This window comes from Roseateles oligotrophus, assembly GCF_025717515.1.
Taxonomy (GTDB): Bacteria; Pseudomonadota; Gammaproteobacteria; order Burkholderiales; family Burkholderiaceae_C; genus Paucibacter_A; species Paucibacter_A oligotrophus.
The window spans coordinates 488588-514616 of record NZ_JAJIRN010000002.1; the positions used below are offsets into that span (position 1 = coordinate 488588).

A 26029-nucleotide genomic window follows, 5' to 3' on the forward strand; every position below is an offset into this window, starting at 1 on the left:
CCCGCCGCGCATGGCAAGATGCCCCTCTTCAAAGTGAGACCCGATGCATTTTTTAGAAACCGAAACGGCGCTGCGCCAATCACGCCAATTTGGCGTCAAGCCGGTGCCCGTGCTGCGGCCGCTGGGCTGGTTGGCCAGGGGTTGGCAAGATTTGATGCGCTGCCCCGGCCCTTCGCTCGCCCATGGTCTGTTGCTGGCCGCCTTGGGCGCCTTGATCTTCATCCTGGCGCGCCATCATTTCTGGTTGCTGGCCGGCGCCTTCAGCGGCTTTCTATTGGTCGCGCCGATTCTGGCCACCGGCCTGTATGTGATCAGCCGCGACATCGAGCATGGCCGCACCCCAAGCTTCGGGGCAATCTTGAAGGCTTGGCGGCCACGCGACGGACGCATGGTGGTATTCGGTGTGCTGCTGGCCTTTGCGGGCACTGGCTGGGTGCTGACCTCGGCCTCGTTGATCACCGGTTTCGCGGCCGCGCCCATTCTTGAACCGATCGACTTCGTCCGCCATGTGGTGCTGAACGAAGAGTCGCATCTGTTCGAAGCCTGGTTGGCGCTTGGCGCCGTGCTCGCGGCGCCGCTGTTCGCATCCACCTTGATCGCCGTGCCACTGCTGCTGGACCGTGACGATGTCGGCGTGCTCGGCGCCGTCTTCACCAGCTGGCGTGTGGTGATGGCCTACCCGGCGCCCGTCGCGCTGTGGGCGGCTTTGATCATGCTGCTGACCTTGGTCGGCATGGCCAGCCTGATGCTGGGTTTCATCGTGGTCCTGCCTTGGCTGGGTCATGCCAGTTGGCATGCCTACCGCGACCTTGTTTCCCACAGCGACTGACGGCAAGGGCGGCAATCACCATGTTCGGATACAGCGAGCAGCAAATCGCCCAGTTCGGCCTCAGCTGGGGCGTCGGCGCCTTCATGGTCTATATGGTGTTCATCATCTTGCAGCTGGCGCGCGAATCAAAGGCCGGCCGCTTCGGCACTTTTGTGCTGCTGCTGGGCCTGGGTTTCGGCATGGTGGGCTATTTGGCCAAGGGCGTGATCAAGTGGTTCATGACTGGCGTGGGATGAGGATTTTCGGATGAGTTTGCGCGACACCATTACCCGCAGCTTCAAGCATTCCACGCTCGAGGATGTGCAAGCCATCGTCACCGGCACGCTGTTCGTGGCGCTGGGCGTGGCGCTGTTCAAGCAGGTCGGCATGCTGACCGGCGGCACGGTCGGCATTGCCTTCTTGCTGCATTACGCAATCGGTCTACCCTTTGGCCTGCTGTTCTTTTGCATCAATTTGCCGTTCTACTGGCTCGCCTACAAGCGCATGGGCCTGCCCTTCACGCTCAAGACCATCACCGCGGTCAGCTTGATGGCGGTATTGGCCGAGGTGTTGCCGCGCTGGCTGCAATTTGCCGAGCTGAACCCCTGGTTCGGCGCAATTGCCGGCGGGCTCTTGATCGGCGCCGGCATGTTGATCCTGTTCCGCCACCGCGCCTCGCTCGGAGGCCTCAATGTGGTGGTGCTCTATCTGCAAGAGAAGTACGGTTGGCGTGCCGGTTATGTGCAGGCCGGGCTGGACCTGGTGATCCTGCTCTGCGGCCTGGCCTATGTGCCGCCCGAGCGCGTCGGGCTCTCGCTGCTGGGCATGCTGGCCATCAACGCCGCGCTCGCCATCAACCATAGGCCCGGTCGCTATATGGCGGTTTGAGCCCGACTGCAAGGCCAATCAAGGTGAATCAAGGCGCGGCGCCACCGAGCAAGCCCCATTGCTGCAACATAAAGGTGTAGACCTTGGCGCGCTCCCTCAGCGCGTCAAAACGGCCGGACGCACCGCCATGGCCGGCCGACATATTGATGTCGAACAACAGCGGGCTCTGGTCGGCCGCAGCCTTCAGCGTGCGCAGCTTGGCCACATATTTGGCCGGCTCCCAATACGGCACCTGGCTGTCATTCAGGCCGGTGCGCAACAACATTGCCGGATAGACACCGGCCTTGAGATTGTCATAAGGGCTGTAGGCCCGCATCCAGGCGTATTGCTCGGCGATCTTGGGATTGCCCCACTCGATGAACTCCTCGGTCGTCAGCGGCAGGGTCTCGTCCAGCATGGTGTTGATGACGTCGACAAACGGCACCTCGGCGACCACCGCCTTGAACAAGTCGGGCCGTAAATTCACCACCGCGCCCATCAGCAAGCCGCCGGCGCTGCCGCCGGTGATGATGAGCTGCTGCGGCGAGGTATAGCCTTGCTCGATCAAGGCCTCGCTGGCGCCGATGAAGTCGGTGAAGGTGTTCATCTTCTTGGCCAGCTTGCCCTCCAGATACCAGCGCCGCCCCAGATCGCCGCCGCCGCGCACATGGGCAATGGCCAAGATCACGCCGCGATTCAGCAATGACAGGCCGACCGACGAAAAGCGCGGGTCGGAGGAAACGCCATAACTGCCATAAGCCTGCAACAACAGCGGCTGCGGGCCGCCGCGACGCAGGTCTTTGGCATAGACCAGGGACACCGGCACCCGCGTGCCATCCTTGGCCACGCTCCAGATGCGCTTTGACTCATAGCGCTGGGGATCAAAACCACCCAGCACCGGCTGCACCTTGCGCAGCATCAGCCGCTTGCTGGCAAAGTCATAGTCATAGACCGAGGCGGGCGTCGTCATCGACTGAAAGTTCAGCCGCAGGTACTCGCTGTCGTATTCCCGGTTGAGCAGGCGGCCGCCGCTATTGGCGGTGTAAACGGATTGCTCAAACTTGAGCTCTTGCGGCTTGAAGTCGATGCTCGGCTCAGTGGCCAGGCCATAAACCCGCAACTTGACGGCGCCCGCCTCGCGCACCTGCAGCACCAGCTGGCGCTTGAACATCGTCAGCTCCTCCAGCATCGCATCCTCGCGGTGCGCCAGCAGCTCCTGCGCCTGGCTTAGCCTTGTCGCCGACAGAGGCAGGCCCTTGAGCGGCGTGCGAACGAGTCTGAAGTTAGGGCCGCGGTCATTGATCAAGACATAGAGCTGCCCATCGCGATGCTCGACGCTGTATTCCTGTCCGGCGCGACGCGGCAGCACGGTGAGCCAATTCCCCAGCGGCCGATCGCTCGGCAGCAAACGCAGCTCGCTGCTGTCTTTCGAGCTGCTGAGCAGTTGCAGATAGCGGCCATCGGCGCTGCGCGAGAGTTGTAGATTGAACAACTCGTCGGCGTCTTCATAAATCAGCGCGTCCGGGCCGGTGGCATTCAAACGATGGCGCCAGAGTTTGTTGCTGCGCTTGGCCGCGTTGTGGGTGAGATAGAAGATGCTGCGCTTGTCGGCGGCCCAGGCGAAGCCCGAGACGTTTTTCTGCGCCCAGGCCAAGTCTTCGCCGCTGGCCAGATCACGCAGCTTCAACTCGAAATCAAGCGCGCCGGTTTCATCGATGGAATAGGCCAGCAACTTGGCATCCGGGCTGACTTGCAGACCGCCCAGGGCGAGGAATTTACGCCCCTTGGCCAGCTCATTCAGATCCAGCAGGATTTGCTCCGGCGCGCTCGCGTCAAAGCCGCGCTGCCGGCCTTGAGCCGGCCTGCGGATGTGTTGCGGGTATTGCGCGCCCGCCAATGTGCGGCTTGAATACCACCAAGCGCCCTCGCGCACCGGTACCGCTTCGTCCGCCTGCTTGATGCGGCCGACCAACTCCTGATACAGCATCTCTTGCTGCGCAGCCAGCGGTTTGAACCAGGCCGCGCTATAGGCGCTTTCGGCGTTCAGATGCTGCAGCACATCGGGCTTGTCGCCCTCACGCAGCCAGAAGTAGTCATCGATGCGGGCATCGCCGTGGACGCTGACATCCTTGGGGCGACGCTCGGCCTGCGGCGGCGCCAATTCAGTCGTCGACAAGGCACTCCGCGCCGGCTGGGTCGGCACCGACTGGGCGCCAACGGAGGCGGCCGCGGCGACCCCGCTCAACAGGCAGAGCAAAGCTCGCCGCAAGGCTTTGATGGTCATGAAATAGGCTCCTGGTCAGCGCGCCAATGGCGCCGCGACTCGGTGATGTGATTGAAAAACGGAGTGCCGCAACAGCAGGCCTGTCGGGGCCGTGACTACAACAGCGCGCTATACCAGCGCAGTTCCAGCAGCCGGCGCGCCAGCTGATGACTGCGACTCTGCGGGTCGGCCAAGTCATGCAGGATATCGAAATGATTGCAGCCTTTGATTTCTTCGCAAATCGGCACCACGCGGCGGCCCCAGGCCTGGCGAATCAATCGATTCTGGCGCCGGAACTCCTCGCTTTCTTGCTCACCCACGATGGCATAGACCGGCGCCTCGGGTGCGGGGAATTGCACCGGGCTGAGCCGGCGCACGGTGTCGGCGTCCAGCTTCAAATCGTTTTGCAAAAACGGCGCCTGGCGGATTGGCCCCAGGTCATACACGCCCGAGATCGCCAGCACCCCCTTGACGAGGTGATGCGGCAGATCCGGCGCCACCGCCTTCCAGTCACAGCAGTTCAGCATGCTGGCCAAATGAGCACCGGCCGAATGTCCGACCAGCACCACCCGCATCGGGTCGCCACCATGCTCGGCCGCATGGCGCCAGACCCAAGCCAGCGCTTGCACCAGCTGCAACGGAATGCGCTCCATGCCGACATCCGGGCAGAGCGAATAGTTCGGTATCACCACCATCGCTCCCTCGTCGGTGAAGGAGCTGGCCACAAAGGAGCAGTCCGACTTGTCCAGCGCGCGCCAATAGCCGCCGTGCAAAAACACCATCACCGGCGCATTGGGCACGTCGGAGGGGAACACGTCGAGGCGTTCCGTTACTGCTTCGCCGTAAGGGATGTCAAGCAGACACCGCGCCTGTTCACGCACCAATTGCGAGGCCCGAGCCCAGCGATCCAAAAACACGGCGCTGTCGGCCACACGGACCCGGTTGTCGTATTGCTGATCGAACCAGGCGGGGCTTTGGCGGATTTGGCGACTCATGCTGGCTGACTCCCTTGTTTCAAGGCGAAGGCTCAAGTGTCGACGCTAATTCGGGCTTGCCGCTCGACAAAAACGTTCGGACAAGAAAAAACCTCGCGAAGTCTAGCGACTTGGCGAGGTTTGTCTGGTGGGCGGTGCAGGTTTCGAACCTGCGACCCCCACAGTGTGAATGTGGTGCTCTACCCCTGAGCTAACCGCCCTGAATCCATTTAGTCAATTCCACCAGTTTGCTCGATACCTAGCTGCCGCCGATCGAGAATTCTGGTGGGCGGTGCAGGTTTCGAACCTGCGACCCCCACAGTGTGAATGTGGTGCTCTACCCCTGAGCTAACCGCCCGACTTTTACATCAGTCTTCGCTAACTGCGAAGCCCACTATTATGCCACGGAATTTTTTGACAGTTCAAGCAGCCTGCCAAATTCTTTTTCCACCGCTGGCCTTGTCCAGCTCGCCCAGCACCCGCTCATGCGCCAGCAACTCGGCCTCGCTGGCCTGCAAAATGGGCAATGCAAAGCTACTCAGGTCCAACGCGGCCAGCTTGAATTCGGCCGACTGGGCGCTGTCGCCCGAGTCATCCATCACCAAGGAATCCTGCCCTCGCGTCAAGCGGATGAATACCTCGGCCAGCAACTCCGCGTCGAGCAAAGCGCCGTGCAGCTTGCGGTTCGAGTTATCGACCTCAAGCCTGCGGCATAGCGCGTCCAGCGAGTTGGCCTTGCCGGGGAACAAATCGCGCGCCATCAACAAGGTGTCGCGCACGCTGCCGACCGTGTCGGTGATGGGCGAGCGACCGAGGCGCTTCATCTCGGCGTTGACGAAGCCAATATCGAACGGTGCGTTGTGGATCACCAACTCGGCGCCGGCCAGAAAATCAAGCAACTGATCGGCAATCTGCGCGAACAAGGGCTTGTCGGACAAAAATGCTTCGGTCAGGCCGTGCACACGCAGCGCGTCTTCATGGCTGGCGCGCTGCGGATTGACGTAGAGATGCAGATTGTTGCCGGTCAGCTGGCGGTTGATCATCTCGACGCAGCCGATTTCGATGATGCGGTCGCCGCCCTCGGCGGCTAGGCCGGTGGTTTCGGTGTCGAAGAAGATTTGACGCATGGGAGCTAAAAATAAAAGGTCAGGTCTTGCGGCGGCTGGACAAAACCCAGATCAGCAGCCCGGTGGCCACCATGGGCACGCACAACCACTGACCCTGGCTCAGGTTCAGCCAACGCAGGCCAAGGTAATCATCGGGCTGGCGGAAATACTCGGCCATGAAGCGGAAGATGCCATAGCCGATCAAGAACATGCCAGACACTTGGCCGGTCTGGCGCGGCTTGCGCGCATACATCCATAGCCAGACGAACAAGAGCAGCCCCTCACCGAAGAACTGATAGAGCTGCGAAGGGTGGCGCGGCTCCAGCGTCGGCGACTGCGGAAACACCATCGCCCAAGGCAGGCTCGGATCAGCCACGCGGCCCCACAACTCGCCATTGATGAAGTTGCCGAGCCGACCCATCGCCAGCCCCGTCGGCACGCAGGGCGCGATCAGATCGGTGACCTCGAAGAACTTGCGCCCGCGCAGCTTGGCAAACAAGGCCATCGCGGCAATCACGCCCAGCAGACCGCCGTGAAAAGCCATGCCGCCCTTCCAGACCGCCAGCACCTCGCCCAGATTGTGCAGGTAGTAATCGGGCTTGTAGAACAGCACAAAGCCCAGCCGCCCGCCCAGCACCACGCCAAGCACGCCGAAGAACAAGAGGTCATCGACATCGCGGCGACTCCAACCCGCCTGCGCGAACTGAGGCTGCGCGACCCGGCGGTTGGCCAGAAACAGGAACAGGCCGAAGGCGGCCAAATAGGTCAGGCCATACCAATGCACGGCCAAGGGGCCGAGCTTGATGGCTATTGGGTCAAACTGGGGGTGCACCCACATCGCGTCGTCCTTTGAAACTGCGCTTGAAAACTGCCGCTTGGGAAATCAGCCGCGCATCATAGTGCGCCGGCCACAAACCAGCGCTTGCACCTCGCCTCAACCCAAGTCGGCCAAGCTCTTGCGCGCATCTTTCGCGTAGCTGGGCCGGACATGCTTATCGACCGCAGCCCGCGCAAAAGCAGCCTTGGCCGCCGCCTTGTCTCCCTGGGCCAACAAGGCCTCGCCCATTCTGTGGTCGACGGGCAATTGCTGCGCGCCAGCCAAGGTCTTGGCGCGTTCCAGATGGCGCAGCGCCTCTTCGCTATGCCCTTGGTCCAGAGCCAGACGAGCCAGGCAATAGGCGGCCATGGCTTGGCTCGGTTGATCGCGCTGCAACTGCTCGTACAGGGCCCGCGCCTTGTCGAACTGCTGCGCCCTCATCCAATGCTTGCCCAGTTGTGAATAGGCCTCGCGCACATCGGCCTGCAACGCCCCGTCGTTGCCTGCCCGCACGGCCAAAAGCTCGCGCTCGGCCTCGGGCCATTTCTCGGCGGCGGCTGCCACCAAGGCCCGCAGCAAGCGAGCCTGTTCGGGCTGGTTCGCGCGAATCTCAGCCTCCAGCGCCTTCGCCTTGGCCGCACTGCCGCCCAACATCTGCGGCGTGAACAAGTAGAGCTGCACCAGTTTGCTACGTGCGGCGTACAGCGTCGGGTCAAGTTCAAGCGCTTTGTGCAAGGCGTCCTTGAGGCGGCCCGCCATGGCCACGGCCTTCAAAGGGCCGAGCATCTGCACCTGATGGCCCATCACCTCGGCCGCCGCGTACAAACACATGGCTTCCTTGGGCTCGCGCTCGCGGCATTGCTGCGCGAATTTGGCGGCGGCCTCCAAGCGCGGCGCGTCATAGGCATCGCTGCCGGCCATCGCGGCCGCAGCCAGGGCCTGAGCGTCATCTGGCTGCAGTTTCAAACGGGCCTTGGCGGCACGCTCCAAGTCCTCGTAGCGCCCTGCGTCCAACAGCGACTGATACTGCGCGTCCTTGAACAGCGCGGCCTGCGCAGCCGTGCAGATTCCGAGCATGGTCGTCAGGCCAATAGCAGCCATGATGGAGCGCAACAACAACTTGATGGGCATGGGCAGAGAATGAACATTGAATGCTGAAGTATCGATTGTCCACATGGTTGATGCAGAAAACCAAGTTCTGCGACGAACTGCAAAAGCAAATTCCCCAATTGCGGTCGGCAGGCCCGGCCGCCCCTCTGAGCAGTCTCGGCACGGGTTCAACGCCTCATCAGCTGCTCGATATGTTCGACAAAGCGCAAGACCGTCGGCGCGGCGTCCTGGCGCCAGATCAGGCTGGTTTCACACAGCGGCGCGGCCCCGGCCAGCGGCTTGTAAACCACCCCGGCGCGCTGAAACGCCATCACGCTGGCCGGCACCCAGGCCACGCCTATGCCGGCCGAGACCAGATTGACGATGGTCTGCATCTGGATCGCCTGCTGGACGATTTGCGGCTCCTGCCCATGCTGACGGTAGAAAGCCAGCAGCGCGTCAAACAAGGACGGCGCAATATCACGCGGGAAGATCACCAGCGGCTGCGTCAACACGGCCGCCGCGTCCAAGCCGGGCGCGCCGGCCAGAGCATCTTCGGCGCTGAGCGCCAACACCATCGCCTCGCTGGAAATCTTCAGACGCTCAAAGCCGGGCGGATGCGCGCCGGGCGCGTGAATGATGAAGCCGGCGTCCAACTCGTTCTGCTCGAATTCGCGCAGCTGCACGTCCAGCGTCGCCTCGCGCAGCGTTAACTCGATATCGGCAAAGGCCTCGCGGAACAGCCGCAACCAGCGCGGCAGTTCGCCATAACCGACGGTCGACACAAAACCCAGGCGCAGCCGGCCACGACGGCCGCGCGCCGCCGCTTGCGCCAAGGCCGGTAGCGCATCGGCCTGCGCCAGCAAGGCGCGCGCCTGCGGCAACAAGGCCAGACCGGCCGCACTCAGCGCGACCGAGCGGCTGCTGCGCTCGAACAGCGGCGCGCCTAGGCTGGCCTCCAGCTTCTGGATCGCCTGCGTCAACGGTGGCTGCGTCATGTGCAGGCGCTCGGCGGCTCGGCCGAAATGCAGTTCTTCGGCCACCGCGAGGAACTGGCGCAACGTTCGCAATTCGATCATTGATATGCAAAATCTATTAATTCAAAGCGAATAATATATTTGAACAGGCGGCAGGACACGTAGATACTGCGCCCATATCACCAGGAGACCCTTCTCATGACCGCTGCCAACCGCCGTTCCAAAAACATCACCGAAGGCGTTGCCCGCGCGCCGAACCGATCCATGTACTACGGCATGGGCTATCAGGAGAGCGACTTCGGCAAGCCGATGATTGGCGTGGCCAATGGCCATTCGACGATCACGCCCTGCAACTCCGGCCTGCAAAAGCTCGCCGACGCGGCCATCATTGGCCTGAAGGAAGCCGGCGCCAATCCGCAGGTTTTCGGCACACCGACGATCTCGGACGGCATGGCCATGGGCACCGAGGGCATGAAGTACAGCCTGGTTTCGCGCGAGGTGATTTCGGACTGCGTGGAGACCTGCGTCGGCGGCCAATGGATGGACGGCGTGATGGTCATCGGCGGCTGCGACAAGAATATGCCCGGCGGCATGATGGGCATGTTGCGCGCCAATGTGCCGGCGCTGTACGTCTACGGCGGCACGATTCTGCCAGGCAAGTACAAGGGGCAAGACCTCAATATCGTTTCGGTGTTTGAGGCGGTCGGCCAATTCAGCGCCGGCAAGATGAGCGAAGAAGACTTCGTGCAGATCGAGAAGCGCGCCATCCCCGGCAGCGGTTCCTGCGGCGGCATGTACACCGCCAACACGATGAGTTCGTCGTTTGAGGCGCTGGGCATGAGCCTGCCCTATTCGTCGACGATGGCTAACGTCGAGGACGAAGTGACCGAGAGCGTCAAAAAGGCCGCTGCCGTGCTGGTCGAGGCGGTCAAGAAGGACTTGAAGCCACGCGACATCGTCACCAAGCAGGCGATCGAAAACGCCGTGGCAGTGATCATGGCGACCGGTGGCTCGACCAATGCGGTGCTGCACTTCCTGGCGATTGCGCATGCGGCCGAGGTCGAGTGGAGCATCGATGATTTCGAGCGCATGCGCCGCAAGACGCCGGTGTTATGCGATTTGAAGCCCAGCGGCCAGTTCCTCGCGATTGATTTGCACCATGCCGGAGGCATCCCGGCGGTGATGAAAGAGCTGCTCAAGCATGGTCTGCTGCATGGCGACGCGATGACGATCACCGGCAAGACGGTGGCCGAGAACCTGGCCGATGTGCCCGATCTGAGCGCCGACCAGCAGGTGATTCGCCCGGTCACGAACCCAGTCTATGCCGAAGGCCATCTGGCTATTTTGAAGGGCAATCTGTCGCCCGAAGGCTGTGTCGCCAAGATCACCGGACTGAAGAACCCGGTGATGAGCGGGCCGGCGCGGGTATTCGAGGACGAGCAGTCGGCGCTGGCCGCCATCATGGCCGAGAAGATCGTCGCCGGCGACGTGATGGTCTTGCGCTATCTGGGCCCCAAGGGCGGCCCCGGCATGCCTGAAATGCTGGCTCCGACCGGCGCCTTGATCGGCCAAGGTCTGGGCGAAAGCGTCGGCCTGATCACCGACGGGCGCTTCTCCGGTGGCACCTGGGGCATGGTGGTCGGCCATGTGGCACCCGAAGCCTATGCGGGCGGCGTGATCGCGCTGGTGCAGGAAGGCGACCGCATCACCATCGACGCGCACAAGCTGCTGCTGGAACTGCACGTTAGCGACGAAGAGTTGGCGCGCCGCCGAGCGGCCTGGGTGGCGCCGGCACCGCGCTACACCCGCGGCGTGATGGCCAAGTTCGCCAAGAATGCGTCGAGCGCCAGCTCGGGCGCGGTCTTGGACCTGCTCTGAACGCCTAAGCCTTTAACAAGGGCTCGATCAGCCTTTGCCTGACCAGCGGATGCCAAAGCTTGGCATCCTGCCGCAGCGCTTGCGGCGGCTGGTCCGGGTTGCTCAAGGTCAACCAGCGGCGCTCTGCCAGATGGGCTTGCCTGACCTGCCCGCCGACCGCCTTGTCATGGATGGCCTCAAAGCTGCCATCGGCCTGAACTAACTTCCAGCCATGCCGCAGGCGCTCGGCCAATTCGGGCCTGGCATGGTTGACCATAAAGGCGAAGGTCGACGGATAGGCGAACAGCCATTGCTTCAGCACCACCAGCTTTGGCAAGGCCTCGACGATGCCGAAAGCCTCGTCGGAGGCGAGCGGGAAAATATCGAAGCGGCCGCGCTCCAGCATGGCGTCGAAGTTGGCCAGGCGCTGAACTCGCTGCACCTTCAGACCATTCTTCTCCAGCACCATGGCATCGGGCCAATGCGCGACCTGACCCAGGCTCAATTGCTTCGCCTGCTGCAGATTCAGAATGCCTTCCATTTCGGCCTGTCGGCTGGCCAGGCACACCGGCAGCCGCAGACCGTTCAAGCCACGGCGTAGACAAGCGCGCACTTGGATGCCATCGTCCTCGCGCGCCAGCGAGTTCATGCTGGCCACCACATCCAGGGCACCGGCACGCAGCTCTATCATGGTGCGGCTTTGGGTGACGCTGTCGCGCGGTGACAGCGGATCGAATTGATAGGGGCCGTGGCTGGCGATGGTCTTGTCCATCAGCAGACGCAGCACCACCAGCGCGAACGACTCACTCTCGCCTTGCAGCGGCTGCATATCGTGCTTGACGATCTGCGGCGCGCCGCTGCTGCTGGCCCGTGCAGGCATGGTGAAGGCAAAGGAGGCAGCGGTAGCTGCAGCGGCGAGAAGCTTGCGGCGCGTCAGTGGTTCAGGCTGGGTCATGTCAATCATGACCGGAGTCTAGAACAGCTCAGGCCCTCAATAGCGCAGCGTTTTCCCGCCACGGCCTATCGAAGTTCGGAAAGACCTGCGCCAATCCCGCATCCGACAGCCCCAAATGCCTCTGCAAGAGCGGCGCAAACACCTGCCGGAAATCGGTCGTCACGGCCAAATCGCGGCCATCGGCCAAGGCCCGGCTGTTCAGCCCCGGCCAGTCGCCCAGCACCTGCCCGCCCGCCACCGGCCCGCCCAGCAGCCACATCACATTGGCGCGACCATGGTCGGTGCCACCGGTACCGTTCTGGCTCAAGGTTCGGCCAAACTCACTGCAGACCACGATGACGGTGCCCCGCATCGCGTCGCCAAGGCCCAGCGCCAGCGCCTCCAAACCCTCGGCGAGGCTGCTCAGCTTGTTGGCCAATTGCCCCTCGGCCCCGCCCTGATTGACATGGGTGTCCCAGCCGCCGACCGACGTGAAGGCCAGTTGGGTGTTCGGATCGCGGCGAATCAATTGCCCCAAGCGCCTGGCATCGGCGGCAAACGAGCGAGCCGATGGCGCACCGCGATCGCCGTCCATCGATCTGTCGCCCGCGACTGCGGCGCCCTCCATGCTGCGCTGTATCTCCGCCCTGCCCTCCTTGCTCTCGGCGAGTGCCTTTGCCAGCGCCGGGTCTTGTGCGTAAAGGCGAGCCAGAGCGGTCTGCAGGCGGGGGCTGTCGATGGCCTTGTTGTCGAGCGCACGGGGGCCGAGCCCCAAGCTCGCGACAGCGGCGCTACCGGCCCATATGCGCGGCGGGGTGTTGCCCAGATTGACGCCCCGCGTCGGGCCTGCAGGGCCGGGCAAGCTGCTCAGCAAGCGGTTCATCCAGCCGTCCGGCGTGCTCTTGCGGCCGGGCGTGCCACTCTCCAGAAAGTCTTGCGCATCAAAGTGCGAGCGGGTCGCGTCGGGCAAGCCGCTGGCGTGCACAAAGCTCATGCTGCCGCCTTCCCACATCGGCATCAAGCGGCTCAGCGCCGGATGCAAACCAAACAGGCTGTTCAAGCGCAAGACGCCGCCGGCGGCACCCGGCGCAGCCAAGGCAATGCTGCCCCGTGAGGCCGCGTATTCATGCTCTCCATAGGGGGCAAGCACGCTGAGTCCATCCACCGCGCCGCGCAACATCACGACGATGAGCTTGCGATGGCGCAGCTCGGGCGCGGCCGCTTGCGCCGTCGGCAGAGCAGCCAGCGTCCAGCCGGCCCAAGCCGCGCTGTTCAAAATCAACTGTCTTCTTTGCATGAGCTAACTCTCTGGCTACCGGTGCATGAATTCGGCGCTGGCCAACAGCAAGGCCATGCGCGAGTCGGCGGGTTCGGCCGCGACCATCTGCCGCGTGCCGTCTTGAAGGATCGCACCCAGCGTGCTCGCCAGCGCTTGCGAGCTGGTTTCACTGCCGCGCCCTGGCCCGCCGCCGATTCGGCTCGCCCACTGCACGCGCTGCGCCAAGGCCTCCGCATTCATCCAGGCACCCGCCACATTCTTATAACCGTCGGGGGTCTGCGCGCCATACAGCGGCATACCGGCCTGGGCCAGCGCGCCCAGCATCGCCTGGGGCTCGGCCGGACTGATATCCAGGGCGCGCAAGCTGGACAATAGATATTGATACGGCGTCTTGAACTTGGCGCCCCAATGCGCTTGACGCCAGAACTCCTCATCCTTGATCAGGCACTGCATCAAGGCCCGCAAATCACCCTGCGTGGCGAGGAAGTTGTCGCTCAAACGCTGGACCAGCGCCGGCGCCGGCGCGTCGCTGACAAAGGCTTGCGCCAGCTTGAAAGCGATATGGCGCGCGGTGGCGGGGTGAGCGGCCAGCATGTCCAGCGCCCACTCGCCCTCACGCTGCCCGGCGGGCTCGACGCGGCGGCCCATCCATTGCTTGACACCCCCATCATGGCGGCCGGCGTCGAAATGGAACAGCGGCCCGGCGGCGCCTCGCATTGCTGCACGGTAATCGACCGTCCAGCCGGTCAGCATGCGCGCCAGCTCGGTGACATCGCGCTGCGTGTAGCCGCCGTCCACGCCCAAGCTGTGCAGCTCCATCAGCTCGCGGGCATAGTTTTCGTTCAGGCCGGTCGGAGCTTTCGGAGCTTTGCCGCCTTCTTGTCCAAACCTTCGCGGCGGCTGATAGCCCGGTGCCACGCTCTGCACATTGTCCAGATAGATCAACATCGCCGGATGCTTGGCCGTCGCACCGAGCATGCTGCGGAACTTGCCAAACACATGGGGTCGGATCGCCTCGCGCTCGTAGTTGCCGATCAGCACCCCGACCGGCCCTTTGCCGGCGAAGACATTGAAATGGTTGAACCAGAAGTCCACCAGCACCTCCTCCAATTGACCGGGGCTGTGCAAGGCCCGCAGCAGGCGCTGCTCGGAGGCTTCGAGCAGCAGCGGGCGCAACAGCTCGCGGCGGGCCTTGCCGCCTTCGGGCTCGGCGCCACCCGCCGGCGACCTCTTTTCCTCGCGTCCGGCCCGTTGAGCTTCGCGGTAACGCCCGAGCAACTCGGCCTGGCTCAGCGTTTGCATCGCCATTCCTTGCAGCCTGGCGGCCCAGGGCGGCGCCAAGGGCTGACCCGCCTGCATCTGCTGCGCCAGGAATTGGGTCAGCCAGGCATCTGCACCCAGGCGCTGGATGGCGGCCGCGTCGGCCGGACGCGGGCCAAACCCGAGCCGATTCAGCGCGTGCAGCGCGCGCTGCTCGCCCGCCAGGCTCTGGGGCAATGCCGCAGCAGCACAGACTCGCTGCTGCGGCGACAGGCCCGGCGCAGCCAGCATGGCCAAGGTTTGGCGTCTCGAAATAATCACTTTCTGCGCTCCGGGTCTTCGTCATGAGGGTCAAGTCTTGCGATGATGGGCCCTGCCTGGCTCGCCGATATGTACGCATTGCAAACTTTTGTTGGAACTTGCAAGGAGAGGTCGCGGCAAGTGGGCAAAATACCCAGCAAACAAAGCACGAGAACCCAGCCGCCATGCCAGAGACCTCAGCCCAGTTGGTGCAGCGCCTGCACGCCCTCTTTGATGCTTGCTGGGAACGCGAGCTGGCGGAAAACCCTCTCAATGCGAGCTATATCGGCGACCCGCGCTTCAACGCGCTATGGCCCGACCTGAGCCCTGCCGCACAGGCCCGTGCCTTGCAGGCCAATCAAAACGCGCTCACCGAATTGGAGTCGCTGCTGCGGCTCGGCCTGCCCGAAGACGAAGCATTGAATGCGCAACTCTTCAGGCATGAAATGCAGGCCCGCTTGGACGTCGCGCCGTTCCAACCCTTGGCCTGGGCGATCTCCGCACGCGAGGGTCCGCAGGCGCTCAACGAACTGGCCGAATTGATGCCGCTGGAAACGGCGGCTGATTTCGAGGTCTGGCTGCAGCGCCTGCGCGGTCTGCCCGACTATCTCTTGCAATACACGGCCCTGTTGAACGACGCGGCCCATAGCGGGCGCACCCAGCCACGGTTGTTGATGGCCCGGGTCTTGCCACAGCTTGATCTGCAAATCGTTGAGGACCCGGAGCAAAGCCCCTTCTTCAGCGCCTTCCGGCACATGCCGCCCCGCATCGGCGACGCCGACGCAGCGCGGCTGCGCGCGTCCGCCCGACAAGTCATCGTCGAGCATTTGCTGCCGGCCTACCGGCAGTTCCGGCGCTTTTTTGCCGAGACCTATCTGTCCGCCTGCCGCGAGACTGTCGGCATCTGGGACAGCCCGGACGGTGCCGCCTATTACGCCAACCGCATCGCCTTTCACACCACCACCACGCTGAGCGCCGAGCAGATCCACCAGATCGGTCTTGATGAAGTGGCTCGCATCCACGGCGAGATGCAGGCGGTGATGGATCAGCTCAAGTTCGGCGGCAGCAAGAGCGAGTTCTTCGAGCATCTCCGCAGTGACCCCAAGTTCTATTGCAAGAGCGAGCAGGAGCTGTTCGCCGCCTATGTGCTGGCGGCCAAGAAGATCGAGCCCGAGTTGCCCAAGCTCTTCGGCAAGCTACCGCGCACGCCCTACGGTGTGCGCGCCATTCCCGCCACCAGCGCGCCCAACACCACCGCCGCCTATTACAGCGGCCCGTCCGATGACGGCAAACGCGCCGGCTTCTATTACGTCAACCTCTACCGGCCCGAGATGCGGCCGATCTACGAGATCGAGGTCTTGACCGCCCACGAAGCCGTGCCCGGCCACCATCTGCAAATCGCCTTGGCGCAAGAGCAGCAAGACCTGCCCAAGTTCCGCCGCTTTGCCGGCTACAACGCCTACCTGGAAGGCTGGGCCTTGTATGCCGAAAAGCTCGGCTTTGAGTTGGGGCTCTACCAGGACCCCTACTCACACTTCGGTCAGCTGACCTATGACATGTGGCGGGCGGTGCGCTTGGTGGTGGACACCGGCCTGCACGCCAAACGCTGGACGCGCGAGCAGGCGATTGATTATTTCCGCGCCAACGCCGCCAAGACCGAGGTCGACATCGTCAATGAGGTAGACCGTTACATCGGCTGGCCGGGTCAGGCGCTGTCCTACAAGATTGGCCAGATCCGCGTGCTGGCGATGCGCAAACGCGCAGAAACCAGCTTGGGCAAGGATTTCGATCTGCGGGCCTATCACGACATGCTGCTGGACGGCGGCGCGCTGCCGCTGGATCTGCTGGACAGCAAGGTCGAGCGCTGGATTGCCGAGCGACTTAGCCAAAGTACCTAGGTGATGCAGAAAATGCATATAGACGGGTTTTTCAGACAGCCAAGGCAATTGCCCCGACTTGGCTAAGGCACACTGCTGGGCGACGCACGCAGCGAGGCAACAAGCCCGATGGCGTTCATGATTCCAAGGAGACAAGCAATGACTGACCCTCTCAACGCGTTACAGCGCGAACGGATCGACGCGGTACTGGCCCTGGCGGCCGCCCGTCAACAAACACCCGAACAACGGGCGATGATTGAAAGCTTCGGGCGCGAGTATTTCCGCCGCGTTGACGCCGAGGATCTGCTGGCGCGCACGCCGGAAGACCTGCTCGGCGCGCTGCTCTCGCACCTGCAATTTGGCGCCAAGCGCCAGCCCGGCCAAACCCTGGCGCGGGTCTTGAGCCCCAGCGTTGCCGACAATGGCTGGGCCTCGCGCCATTCGGTGATCGACATCATCAATGACGACATGCCCTTTCTGGTCGACACGACCACGATAGAAATCAACCGTCAAGGCCTGACCCTGCACCTGATCGTGCACCCGATTTACGGCGTCGAGCGCGACGCCGACGGCCAGTTGCTGTCGATCCGCCCGCGCAGCGAGACCGGCGACGCCGCCGAACTCAAACGCGAATCCTGGATGCATATCGAGGTGGACCGCATCATCGATGCTGGGCAGCGCCAGGAGCTGCTGGCCGGCATCGAGCGCGTGCTCGGCGATGTGCGGGCCGCCGTGCAAGATTGGAAACCGATGGTCGGGCAACTGCGCGCCGCCATCACCGAGCTGGAGCAAGCGCCGGCCGCCTTGGACAAGGCCGAGGTGCAAGAAAGCCTGGCCTTCTTGCAATGGCTGGCCGATGACCATATGACGCTCCTGGGCTACCGCTGCCATGAGCTGGTCACCGAGGGCGATGCCGACGCGCTGCGCCTGGTGTCGGGCAGCGGCCTGGGTCTGCTGCGCGAGAGCTCGGAAGAAAAGCTCTCCAGCAGCTTCTCGGTGCTGCCGGCCAACGCCCGCGCGCTGGCCCGTGCGCCCTCGCCGCTGCTGGTCATCACCAAGGCCAACACCCGCTCGACCGTGCACCGCGCCGGTTATACCGACTACGTCGGCGTCAAGCGTTATAACGCCGCCGGCGAAGTGACCGGCGAGCACCGTTTCATCGGCCTGTTCACCTCCACCGCCTACAGCGCGCGCGTCTCCGAGACGCCGCTCTTGCGCGGCCGCGTGGACGCCATCACCCAGCGTGCCGGCCTGCCGCCGGGCGGCCATTTGGCCAAGGCGCTGCAGCATATTCTGGAGACCTATCCGCGCGACGATCTCTACCAGATCTCCAACGACGAGCTGTTCGAAACCGCTTTGGGCATCCTGGGTCTGGGCGAGCGCCAGCGGCTGCGCCTGTTTGTCTGCCGCGACCCGTTTGACCGCTTCTTCTCCTGCCTGGTCTATGTGCCGCGCGAGGCCTACTCGACCGATATGCGGATCAAGTTCCAGGCCATCCTGATGCAGGTCTTCAGCGGCACCAGCGCCGAGTTTGATGTGCAGCTGAGCGACGCGGTGTTGGCGCGCATCCACTTCACCGTGCGCACCACGCCGGGCCAGGTGCCGGTGTTTGATCGCAAGGAAGTGGAAGCCCGGCTGACGGCCGCCGCGCGCCGCTGGGACGATGACTTGCGCGACGCCTTGGTCGACGCCGAGGGCGAGGCGCGCGGCCTGGAGATGTTCAAGCGCTGGGCGGCGGGCTTCCCCGCCGGTTACCGCGAGCGCGTCAGCGCGCGCGCCGCGGTGCCCGATGTCGTCAAGCTGGCCAGCCTGACGCCGGAGTCGCCACTGGCGCTGGCGCTGTACCGCCCCTTCGGCGCCGAGCCCGGCACGCTGGGCTTCAAGGTCTACCGCCTGGGTCAAGCGGTGGTGCTGTCCGACAGCCTGCCCATGCTCGAACATATGGGCGTGCGCGTGCTGGGCGAGCACAACCACCGCATTCTTGACGCCGACGACCAGAGCAGCAGCGTCTCGCTGCATGACTTTGAGTTGCAGGCCACGGTGTCCGACGACATCGAGCCCGAGGCCCTGGCGCGCTTGTTCGAGGACAGCTTTGCGCGCGTGTTCCGCGGCGAGGTCGAGAACGACGACTTCAACCGCCTGGTGCTGCGCGCCGGCTTGGCCAATGACGAGATCGTCGTGCTGCGCGCCTATGCCAAATATCTGCGCCAGATCGGCTTTGCGCTCTCGCAAGCGACCATCGAAACCACGCTGGCGGCGCACCCGCGCATCGCCCGCATGCTGGTGACGCTGTTCAAGCTGCGCTTTGATCCGGCCGCCCATGACCCACTCGGTGCTAACGCGCAAGTCAACGGGATCGAGAAGGCGCTGGAGAAGGTCAGCAATCTGCAGGAAGACCGCGTCTTGCGTCAGCTGCTGGCGCTGATTCAGGCCACGCTGCGCACCAACTTCTGGCGCACCGGCGTCGGCCACACGGGTGCTGCCGGCCCGCGCCGCAGTTACTTAAGCTTCAAGCTCGATTCCGCCAAGATCCCCGGCCTGCCCGAGCCGCGGCCGCTGTACGAGATTTCGGTCTATTCGCCACGCTTCGAAGGCATCCATTTGCGCGGCGGCAAGGTCGCGCGCGGCGGCCTGCGCTGGTCGGATCGGCCGGAAGACTTCCGCACCGAGGTGCTGGGCCTGGTGAAGGCGCAGATGGTCAAGAACACCGTCATCGTCCCCGTCGGCAGCAAGGGTGGTTTTGTCTTGAAGAAGGCGCCGCCGCAATCCGATCGCGAAGCCTTCATGAAGGAAGGCATCAGCTGCTACCAGGACTATCTGCGCGCGCTGCTGGACCTGACCGACAACTATGCCGGGGGTCAGGTCGTGCCTCCGCCACAGGTCGTGCGCATCGACGAGGACGACCCCTATCTGGTGGTCGCGGCCGACAAGGGCACCGCCACCTTCTCCGACTACGCGAACGCGGTCAGTCTGGAATATGGCCATTGGCTGGGCGACGCCTTTGCTTCGGGCGGCAGCGTCGGCTATGACCACAAGGCGATGGGCATCACCGCGCGCGGTGCCTGGGAGTCGGTCAAGCGGCATTTCCGCGAGATCGGCATCAACACGCAGAGCGAAGACTTCAGCGTCGTCGGCGTCGGCGATATGTCCGGCGATGTGTTCGGCAACGGCATGCTCTTGTCACCGCATATCCGCCTGCTGGCCGCTTTTGACCACCGCCATGTCTTCATCGACCCGAACCCGGATGCGGCCGTTTCTTTCGCCGAGCGCGAGCGCCTGTTCAAGCTGCCTCGTTCGGCCTGGACCGACTATGACGAAAAGCTGATTTCGGCCGGCGGCGGCGTCTGGGCCCGCTCGGAGAAGTCGATCCCGATCTCGCCGCAAGCGCAGGCCGTGCTCGGCATCACCGCCGACCGACTGCCCCCTAACGAGTTGCTCAGTGCGATCCTGAAGGCGCCCGTCGATCTGCTCTACAACGGCGGCATCGGCACCTACATCAAGTCGAGCAGCGAGGTGCATGCGGATGTCGGCGACCGTGCCAATGACGCCTTGCGCATCAACGGCGCCGAGCTGCGCTGCAAGGTCGTCGGCGAAGGCGGCAACCTCGGCTGCACCCAGCGCGGGCGGGTCGAGGCGGCGCTTGCCGGTGTGCGCATCTACACCGACGCGATCGACAACTCGGCCGGCGTCGACACCTCCGACCATGAGGTCAACATCAAGATCTTGCTGGGTCTGGCCATGGGCGACGGCGAGATGACGCTGAAGCAGCGCAATATCTTGCTGCCGCAGATGACCGACGAGGTCGCCTCGCTGGTTCTGCGCGACAACTATTTCCAGACCCAGGCCTTGTCGATTGCCAACCGCCAGGCTGCGGCGCTGATCGACCAGCAAGCGCGCTTCATCCGCTTCCTGGAACGCGGTGGGCGTTTGAACCGAGCAATCGAGTTCTTGCCCACCGATGACCAGATCAAGGAGCGCAAGGCTCGCGGCGTGGGCCTGACGACGCCGGAAATGGCGGTCTTGCTGGCCTATAGCAAGATGTGGTTGTCGGATGAGTTGATGGCTTCCGATCTGCCCGAAGACGGCTGGATTGGCACGGCGGTGGAGCGTTACTTCCCCGCCTTGCTGCGCGAGAAGTTCGCGTCCTACATCCCGCGCCACCCGCTCAAGCGCGAGATCATCGTCACCCATGTGCTGAACAGCATGTTGAACCGGGTCGGCTCGACCTTTGTGCACCGGCTGAGTGAGTCCAGCGGGGCCAAACCGGCGCAGATCGTGCGCGCCTACTTGGCCACCCGCGAGGTCTTCGGTTATGTGCCGCTGTGGCTGAAGATCGAGGCGCTGGACAATCTGGTGCCGGACGCGGTGCAGGCCGACATGATCGACGAGCTGGGCCGTTTGGGCGCGCATGCCACCAACTGGTTCCTGCGCTCGCGCCGCTTGGCCGAGCCTATGGATCAGGTGATCAAACGCTTCGTGCCGGCGGTCGAGACCCTGCGCGCCACCTTGACCCAGCAGAACGATCTGTCGGCGCGGGCCGCGGCAAGGGTCGCGGCGGGTGTGCCGATCGAAATCGCGCAGGCCGTCAGCCATGCCGAGGAGCTGTTTGCGGCGCTCGATATTGCCGAGATCGCCGATGCCACCCAGCACCCGCTGGAAGTCGTCTGCGAGGTTCATGCCAAGCTGGGTCAGAGCTTGGGTCTGGAGCGGCTGCGCCAGCAGATCGATGCGCTGCCGGCCGACAGCTATTGGCAGACCCAGGCCAAGGCCGCGCTGGGCGATGACCTGTCCGGTCTGCAGCGCTCGATTGCGCTGGATGTGCTGGGCCAAGGCGGAACCCAAACTTCGGCCGACTTGCTCGCCGGTTGGCAGTCGCGCAACCATGATGCACTCGAGCGCGCCCACAAGCTGCTGGGCGAATTGAGCGACGCCAAGGGTGTGGATCTGGCGATGCTGTCGGTCGCGCTGCGGGAACTGCGCAATTTGGCTTGAGTTAGTTACTTGAGCTAAGCTGCTCAACAGTTCGGCCCCCTGCAAGACGAGGGGCGGAGCAAGCCACCTGAACTCGCGCGCCGGCTTATCCAGCCGGCGCGCTCATGTTCGGGCACCGTCGATGGCATGTTTTCTGCATGCGTTCATCGGCGCCGCGCCACCTGCTCCCCTCCTTCTCCTATGCCTCAAGCCATGCCGAACTTGTCCGAAGCCCTGCCCCACTCGATCCTGCCGCCCGATGACGCCTTGCGTTATGTGCTGCACAACGAGGTCCATGCCCGCCCTTCCGCACGCATCCGCCTGCCGGCCCTGGTCGTCTCGGTGGCCTTGCTCAACGAAGGCATCAGCCGCGAGACCGAGTGCGAGCACCTGCGCCTGCTGCCCGGCCACCAGGATTTGCAGGTGGATGCAATGCTGGGCAACTTCTTGCGCCTGCGCTGCCCCGGCCATACGGTCAAATGGGAGCGCCACAGCGAGTTCACGCGTTATGCCATCGTCCAGCCGCTGCCCGAGCGGGCGCTCTTGGGCGCCACCGAACCGGAGTTGCTGTCGGCCCTGATGGTCGATGCCGAATGGCTGCGCATGCTGCCGGGTCGCACCGTCGCCGCGGTCAAGCTGGTCATGCTTGAACATGACATCAGCCGCCCCGATGCGGCGCTGGCCCTCGGCCAGCAATGGTTCGGTGGCCGCACGGTCGTTGCCTCGATGATGGGCAATGCCGAGCATGGCAGCCATTCGATGGTGGTGACCAACTTCCGCCTGCTGGCGAGCGGCTTCGAGCGCATGCTGGTGATCGCCCCTCCCGGCAGCAGCCCGACGCGGGTCGGCCGAATCTCGCAGCGCCTGGTGGAGTTGGAGGTCTACCGCTTGATGGCCTTGCGCGGCCTGCCGGTGGCCAAAGACATCGCGCCGGTGCTGGCGCAGGCGGAAGCCGGCTTGGCCGAGGTCACGCTCAAACTCGAAGGCAGGCAGGCCTCCGAGAGTGAGCTGCTCGACACCTTGATTCATGTGGCGGCAAGAGTCGAGCGCGCCACCGCCCAGCATGCCTACCGCTTCGCCGCCACCCAGGCCTACGACACGCTGGTGCGCCAGCGCATTGCCGAGCTGCGCGAAAAACCGATTCCGGGCACGCAAACCTTGGGTGAATTCATGCAGCGCCGGCTCTCGCCGGCGATCGCCACCGTCGCCGCCACCGCCCAGCGACTGGCCTCGCTGTCACAGCGGATCGAGCGGGTCAGTGCACTCTTGCGCACCAGGGTCGATATCGCCACCGAGCAGCAGAACCAGCAATTGCTGGCCAAATTGACCCGCGGCCAAGATCTGCAACTGAGCCTCCAAACCACCGTGGAAGGACTCTCGATTGCGGCAATTTCCTACTATGTGGTGAGCCTCTTGCTCTATGGCGCCAAGGCCTTGAAGTCGGCCGGCCTAGCCGTGAACCCCGAGATTTCGGTGGGAGCGCTGATACCGCTGGTGCTGTGGGCGGTGTGGCGAGCGACAAGGCGCGTGCATGCCAAATTGCATGGCCGCGCGTGATTCAAACTTGCTGTGGCTTGGCCTGCAGAATAGGCGCCCTGGCCTGCCATGAGGCCGGCCTTTGCCGGACCCGCTTGGCCCCCGGCAAGGGATGGGCTTGACTCGGTTGCAAGGACTGCAAGCAAGATTGAAGCTCGGTCAAGGCGAAGTGCATGGCTTGCAAGGACTTCTTCTGTTCTTGCAGCACCGGCACGGCTTCAAGCGGAAAGCTGTCGATATCGCTTCGCATGCGCTTGAGCCAGTGATCAACCAGAACGCCCAGCACCTGCAACTCATGGCCGGCCGATGGCAGACCCTGGGCCCTCGCTTGCAAGAAATGCTCAAGCAAGACCGCAACAGGCACCGCAGCCAGCGCCGCCCCCGGGCTTTGCGCGGCCAGCCAGAGCTGCAAGGCTTCAATCGGAGTCAACGGCTGTTTCATAGTGTCCCTATCAAGCCGGCAACACCATGGCCGCTCGACTGGCACGCAGTTTAGGAGGGATAACCCTGGGGAAAACTATTCCCTTCAAAACTCGCGGTTTTTTCCCGAGCAGTCTTGATCCAGCTCAGCAAGAGTGCTCAGGAGCTTGCTAGCCAAGCCCGGCCGGCGGTTTGGCCAACTCGTCAAGGCTTTGCCCCTGCGCGGCCAGCAGCTTTTCCAAGGCCGGCAATAGCGGGCCAAGCCGCTCGTCGATGGCCGCGCGCACGGTGTCCACAAAGACCTGCGTCTGGCGCTCGATTTCGATATTCAGCAAAGCGCCCTCGGCCTTGGCGCCAAAGGTCGTCATGCGCAGCGTTTCGGGGATCAGCCAGACCTCGAAGCAGCCGCTGCCATCACGCGAGCGCTCCGCCTCGGCAACGGTCAGGCTGGCGCCATTGATGGCGATATAGCCCTTGGCGAAGATGTAGCGCATCCAGGGCGCCGGCACCTGGATGCGGACACAAACATTGTTCTCGGGCCGGCGGATCGCCACCACGGTGGCCATGAAGTCGATATGCCCGGACAGCGGGTGGCCGCCGATCTCGGCCCCGTCGCGGGCGGCGCGCTCGACATTCAGCAAGCTGCCCTGCGTGAGCCCGGCCAGCGTGGTCAGACTCAGGCTTTGCTGCATCACATCGAAGTCGGCCCGATCCTCGGGCCCCAAGGCCGTTACGGTCAGGCAAACGCCGTCGCAAGCCACGCTGGCGCCGACCTCAAGCCCGGCGCAAAAGCCGGGCGGAAACTGCAGCGTGAAGCTGCGCAGGCCGGGCCTATCGGTGATGGACGCCACGCGGGCGACGGCTTGAACAATGCCTGTGAACATGGACGCTGGAGTCTGAAGCTGCGCAAAGGCGGCAGCTTACCAGCTGACCTCGCGCTCGGGCGTCGAGCCGATCTTGTGAATGGAGAGGTCGGCGCCGTCGAACTCTTCCTCGCGTGAGAGGCGCAGGCCGACAAAGCGCCGCAGCAGACCATAGACCGTGAAGCCGCCGAGCAAGGCCCAAGCGACGCCGGCCAAGGTCCCGATCAACTGCGACGCGAGGCTGACGCCGCCCAAGCCACCGAAGATCTGCTGGCCGAAGATGCCGGCCGCGATGCCGCCCCAGGCGCCACACAGGCCGTGCAGCGGCCACACGCCCAGCACATCGTCGATCTTCCAGCGGTTTTGCGTCAGCGTGAACATCTTGACGAAGATGGCACCGGCCACGCCGCCGACGATCAAGGCACCCAGCGGATGCATCAGATCAGACCCGGCGCATACCGCCACCAAACCGGCCAAGGGGCCGTTATAGGCGAAACCGGGGTCGTTACGCCCCATCAAGACGGCCACCAGGGTGCCGCCGGCCATCGCCATCAGCGAATTCACCGCCACCAGGCCGCTCATCTTGTCCAAGGTCTGCGCGCTCATCACATTGAAGCCGAACCAGCCCACCGTCAAAATCCAGGCGCCCAGGGCCAAAAAGGGAATGCTCGACGGAGGATGGGCGCTGATGGCGCCGTCTTTGCGGTAGCGGTTCAAGCGCGGGCCCAGCAGCAGCACGGCGGCCAAACCAATCCAGCCGCCCACCGCATGCACGACCACGCTGCCGGCGAAGTCGTGAAACTCGGCGCCGAAACTGGCCTTCAACCAAGCCTGCAGGCCAAAGGCCTGGTTCCAGGCCACGCCCTCGAACAAGGGGTAGATCAGGCCAACAATGACGGCGGTGGCGGCCAACTGCGGGCCGAAACGAGCGCGCTCGGCAATGCCGCCGGAGATGATGGCGGGAATCGCCGCCGCGAAGGTCAGCAAGAAGAAGAACTTGACCAACTCATAGCCATTTTTCAGCGCCAGCGTCTCGGCGCCGGTGAAGAAATTCGCACCATAAGCGACCGTGTAGCCGAGCAAAAAGTAAGCGATGGTGGACACGCAAAAGTCCACCAATATCTTCACCAGCGCATTGACCTGGTTCTTCTTGCGCACCGTGCCCAGCTCCAAAAAGGCAAAGCCGGCATGCATGGCCAGCACCATGATGGCGCCCAGCAAAATAAAGAGCGCATCGGCGCTTTGTTTGAAGTTATCCATCGGGCGTCCTGGTGGGCGTTTCAATGCTCTGGCAATGATCGATTAAGCGAGCCCCGACTTCGGCGCACCGATTCGGGAATAGATGCACCAGTTCAGCAAGAAATATGCCCGCTTTGGGGCGAGCGAAAAACCCCGTCGCTCACAAAATCGCCCCAGAGAGCGGCGGCAACACCCTATTCAGGTGCGCACGCCCATACCGCCGCGCACCAAAACAGGTCAGAGGTGGCTGGAAAACAGTTCAGCCGAGAATCCTATGCTCAGCCGCCCATCCGCCCATTGCAGCACCGGCCGCTTGATGGCGCTGGCTTGAGTCAGCAGCAGCGCCTGCGCCGAAGCCTTGTCGACCACGCCGTTGCGGGTGGCTTCATCGAGCTTGCGCCAGGTCGTGCCGGCCCGGTTCAAGACCCGCTCCCAGCCGAGTTGCTCGCACCAGGCGGCCAAGGCCTCGGGCGGCACACCGGCCTTCTTGAAATCATGGAATTGGTAGGCCAGACCCTGCTCGGTCAGCCAGGCGCGCGCGCGTTTGACGCTGTCGCAGTTGGGAATGCCATAAACGGTAATCATGGCCCAC

Annotated in this window: 20 protein-coding genes and 2 tRNA genes; 7 read left to right on the plus strand and 15 right to left on the minus strand. The window is 63.8% G+C overall.

The window, feature by feature from the left end:
* Positions 1-43: 43 nt before the first annotated feature.
* From LNV07_RS05440 to LNV07_RS05450, 3 genes are read left to right on the plus strand one after another with little or no spacing between them, the layout of a single operon-like run.
* Positions 44-829, plus strand: coding sequence for a DUF2189 domain-containing protein (locus LNV07_RS05440; protein ID WP_263570151.1), 786 nt, complete (start codon positions 44-46; stop codon positions 827-829).
* Between the two features lie 20 nt (positions 830-849).
* Positions 850-1065: a DUF2788 domain-containing protein gene (locus LNV07_RS05445; protein WP_263570152.1), complete on the plus strand. Its 216-nt coding sequence runs from the start codon at positions 850-852 to the stop codon at positions 1063-1065.
* A gap of 10 nt (positions 1066-1075) precedes the next feature.
* Complete coding sequence (locus LNV07_RS05450) at positions 1076-1696, plus strand: YitT family protein (protein WP_263570153.1); 621 nt, start codon at positions 1076-1078, stop codon at positions 1694-1696.
* Between the two features lie 28 nt (positions 1697-1724).
* Here the strand turns inward: LNV07_RS05450 and LNV07_RS05455 are convergent, their stop codons facing one another.
* The 8 genes from LNV07_RS05455 to LNV07_RS05490 form a co-directional block, all read right to left on the minus strand.
* Entirely contained in the window at positions 1725-3959 is a 2235-nt protein-coding gene (locus LNV07_RS05455; protein WP_263570154.1) for a S9 family peptidase, read from the minus strand.
* A gap of 95 nt (positions 3960-4054) precedes the next feature.
* The gene (locus LNV07_RS05460) at positions 4055-4933 is read right to left on the minus strand and encodes an alpha/beta hydrolase (protein ID WP_263570155.1); all 879 of its coding nucleotides are present in this window, start codon (positions 4931-4933) and stop codon (positions 4055-4057) included.
* Positions 4934-5058: 125 nt separating this feature from the next.
* Positions 5059-5133, minus strand: a tRNA-Val gene (locus LNV07_RS05465).
* Positions 5134-5195: 62 nt separating this feature from the next.
* Positions 5196-5270 (minus strand) — tRNA-Val (locus LNV07_RS05470).
* A gap of 64 nt (positions 5271-5334) precedes the next feature.
* Positions 5335-6039: a DNA polymerase III subunit epsilon gene (gene dnaQ, locus LNV07_RS05475; protein ID WP_263570156.1), complete on the minus strand. Its 705-nt coding sequence runs from the start codon at positions 6037-6039 to the stop codon at positions 5335-5337.
* A gap of 19 nt (positions 6040-6058) precedes the next feature.
* Positions 6059-6856 (minus strand): prolipoprotein diacylglyceryl transferase, encoded by a 798-nt coding sequence (gene lgt / locus LNV07_RS05480; RefSeq protein WP_263570157.1) that lies wholly within the window; start codon positions 6854-6856, stop codon positions 6059-6061.
* Between the two features lie 96 nt (positions 6857-6952).
* Positions 6953-7966: a tetratricopeptide repeat protein gene (locus LNV07_RS05485; RefSeq protein ID WP_263570158.1), complete on the minus strand. Its 1014-nt coding sequence runs from the start codon at positions 7964-7966 to the stop codon at positions 6953-6955.
* Positions 7967-8112: 146 nt separating this feature from the next.
* Positions 8113-9003 (minus strand): LysR family transcriptional regulator, encoded by an 891-nt coding sequence (locus tag LNV07_RS05490; protein WP_263570159.1) that lies wholly within the window; start codon positions 9001-9003, stop codon positions 8113-8115.
* A gap of 96 nt (positions 9004-9099) precedes the next feature.
* On the opposite strand from LNV07_RS05490, the gene ilvD reads away from it, so the two are divergent.
* Positions 9100-10779, plus strand: a complete 1680-nt coding sequence (ilvD, locus tag LNV07_RS05495) for a dihydroxy-acid dehydratase (protein ID WP_263570160.1) — start codon at positions 9100-9102, stop codon at positions 10777-10779.
* 4 nt (positions 10780-10783) lie between these two features.
* Here the strand turns inward: ilvD and LNV07_RS05500 are convergent, their stop codons facing one another.
* Genes LNV07_RS05500 through LNV07_RS05510 form a run of 3 tightly spaced genes read right to left on the minus strand, consistent with a single transcriptional unit; the run spans position 10784 to position 14552 of the window.
* Entirely contained in the window at positions 10784-11722 is a 939-nt protein-coding gene (locus LNV07_RS05500; protein ID WP_263570161.1) for a type 2 periplasmic-binding domain-containing protein, read from the minus strand.
* Positions 11723-11741: 19 nt separating this feature from the next.
* A complete protein-coding gene (locus LNV07_RS05505; RefSeq protein WP_263570162.1) occupies positions 11742-12989 on the minus strand; it encodes a DUF1501 domain-containing protein in 1248 nt (415 codons plus the stop codon).
* A gap of 15 nt (positions 12990-13004) precedes the next feature.
* Positions 13005-14552: a DUF1800 domain-containing protein gene (locus LNV07_RS05510; protein ID WP_263570163.1), complete on the minus strand. Its 1548-nt coding sequence runs from the start codon at positions 14550-14552 to the stop codon at positions 13005-13007.
* Between the two features lie 164 nt (positions 14553-14716).
* Here LNV07_RS05510 and LNV07_RS05515 point away from each other — a divergent pair, with 164 nt between their 5' ends.
* The 3 genes from LNV07_RS05515 (at position 14717) to LNV07_RS05525 (ending at position 22936) form a co-directional block, all read left to right on the plus strand.
* Positions 14717-16429 (plus strand): DUF885 domain-containing protein, encoded by a 1713-nt coding sequence (locus tag LNV07_RS05515; protein ID WP_263570164.1) that lies wholly within the window; start codon positions 14717-14719, stop codon positions 16427-16429.
* 138 nt (positions 16430-16567) lie between these two features.
* Entirely contained in the window at positions 16568-21400 is a 4833-nt protein-coding gene (locus LNV07_RS05520; RefSeq protein ID WP_263570165.1) for an NAD-glutamate dehydrogenase, read from the plus strand.
* A 192-nt stretch (positions 21401-21592) separates the two neighbouring features.
* Complete coding sequence (locus tag LNV07_RS05525; RefSeq protein ID WP_263570166.1) at positions 21593-22936, plus strand: DUF3422 family protein; 1344 nt, start codon at positions 21593-21595, stop codon at positions 22934-22936.
* Between the two features lies 1 nt (position 22937).
* Here LNV07_RS05525 and LNV07_RS05530 read toward each other — a convergent pair whose 3' ends face one another.
* The 4 genes from LNV07_RS05530 to LNV07_RS05545 form a co-directional block, all read right to left on the minus strand.
* A complete protein-coding gene (locus LNV07_RS05530) occupies positions 22938-23357 on the minus strand; it encodes a hypothetical protein (protein ID WP_263570167.1) in 420 nt (139 codons plus the stop codon).
* Positions 23358-23505: 148 nt separating this feature from the next.
* The gene (locus LNV07_RS05535; RefSeq protein ID WP_263570168.1) at positions 23506-24219 is read right to left on the minus strand and encodes a riboflavin synthase subunit alpha; all 714 of its coding nucleotides are present in this window, start codon (positions 24217-24219) and stop codon (positions 23506-23508) included.
* A gap of 36 nt (positions 24220-24255) precedes the next feature.
* Positions 24256-25458, minus strand: coding sequence for an ammonium transporter (locus tag LNV07_RS05540; protein ID WP_263570169.1), 1203 nt, complete (start codon positions 25456-25458; stop codon positions 24256-24258).
* Positions 25459-25674: 216 nt separating this feature from the next.
* A complete protein-coding gene (locus LNV07_RS05545; RefSeq protein ID WP_263570170.1) occupies positions 25675-26022 on the minus strand; it encodes an ArsC family reductase in 348 nt (115 codons plus the stop codon).
* Positions 26023-26029 lie beyond the last annotated feature (7 nt).

Coding starts and splice junctions, on each gene's coding strand:
- LNV07_RS05535 (WP_263570168.1), bottom strand. CDS start 24,219: ATGTTCACAGGCATTGTTCAAGCCGTCGCCCGCGTGGCGTCCATCACC.
- LNV07_RS05515 (WP_263570164.1), top strand. CDS start 14,717: ATGCCAGAGACCTCAGCCCAGTTGGTGCAGCGCCTGCACGCCCTCTTT.
- LNV07_RS05455 (WP_263570154.1), bottom strand. CDS start 3,959: ATGACCATCAAAGCCTTGCGGCGAGCTTTGCTCTGCCTGTTGAGCGGG.
- LNV07_RS05525 (WP_263570166.1), top strand. CDS start 21,593: ATGCCGAACTTGTCCGAAGCCCTGCCCCACTCGATCCTGCCGCCCGAT.
- LNV07_RS05545 (WP_263570170.1), bottom strand. CDS start 26,022: ATGATTACCGTTTATGGCATTCCCAACTGCGACAGCGTCAAACGCGCG.
- LNV07_RS05490 (WP_263570159.1), bottom strand. CDS start 9,003: ATGATCGAATTGCGAACGTTGCGCCAGTTCCTCGCGGTGGCCGAAGAA.
- ilvD (WP_263570160.1), top strand. CDS start 9,100: ATGACCGCTGCCAACCGCCGTTCCAAAAACATCACCGAAGGCGTTGCC.
- LNV07_RS05485 (WP_263570158.1), bottom strand. CDS start 7,966: ATGCCCATCAAGTTGTTGTTGCGCTCCATCATGGCTGCTATTGGCCTG.
- LNV07_RS05445 (WP_263570152.1), top strand. CDS start 850: ATGTTCGGATACAGCGAGCAGCAAATCGCCCAGTTCGGCCTCAGCTGG.
- dnaQ (WP_263570156.1), bottom strand. CDS start 6,039: ATGCGTCAAATCTTCTTCGACACCGAAACCACCGGCCTAGCCGCCGAG.
- LNV07_RS05450 (WP_263570153.1), top strand. CDS start 1,076: ATGAGTTTGCGCGACACCATTACCCGCAGCTTCAAGCATTCCACGCTC.
- LNV07_RS05540 (WP_263570169.1), bottom strand. CDS start 25,458: ATGGATAACTTCAAACAAAGCGCCGATGCGCTCTTTATTTTGCTGGGC.
- lgt (WP_263570157.1), bottom strand. CDS start 6,856: ATGTGGGTGCACCCCCAGTTTGACCCAATAGCCATCAAGCTCGGCCCC.
- LNV07_RS05530 (WP_263570167.1), bottom strand. CDS start 23,357: ATGAAACAGCCGTTGACTCCGATTGAAGCCTTGCAGCTCTGGCTGGCC.
- LNV07_RS05500 (WP_263570161.1), bottom strand. CDS start 11,722: ATGATTGACATGACCCAGCCTGAACCACTGACGCGCCGCAAGCTTCTC.
- LNV07_RS05520 (WP_263570165.1), top strand. CDS start 16,568: ATGACTGACCCTCTCAACGCGTTACAGCGCGAACGGATCGACGCGGTA.
- LNV07_RS05460 (WP_263570155.1), bottom strand. CDS start 4,933: ATGAGTCGCCAAATCCGCCAAAGCCCCGCCTGGTTCGATCAGCAATAC.
- LNV07_RS05440 (WP_263570151.1), top strand. CDS start 44: ATGCATTTTTTAGAAACCGAAACGGCGCTGCGCCAATCACGCCAATTT.
- LNV07_RS05505 (WP_263570162.1), bottom strand. CDS start 12,989: ATGCAAAGAAGACAGTTGATTTTGAACAGCGCGGCTTGGGCCGGCTGG.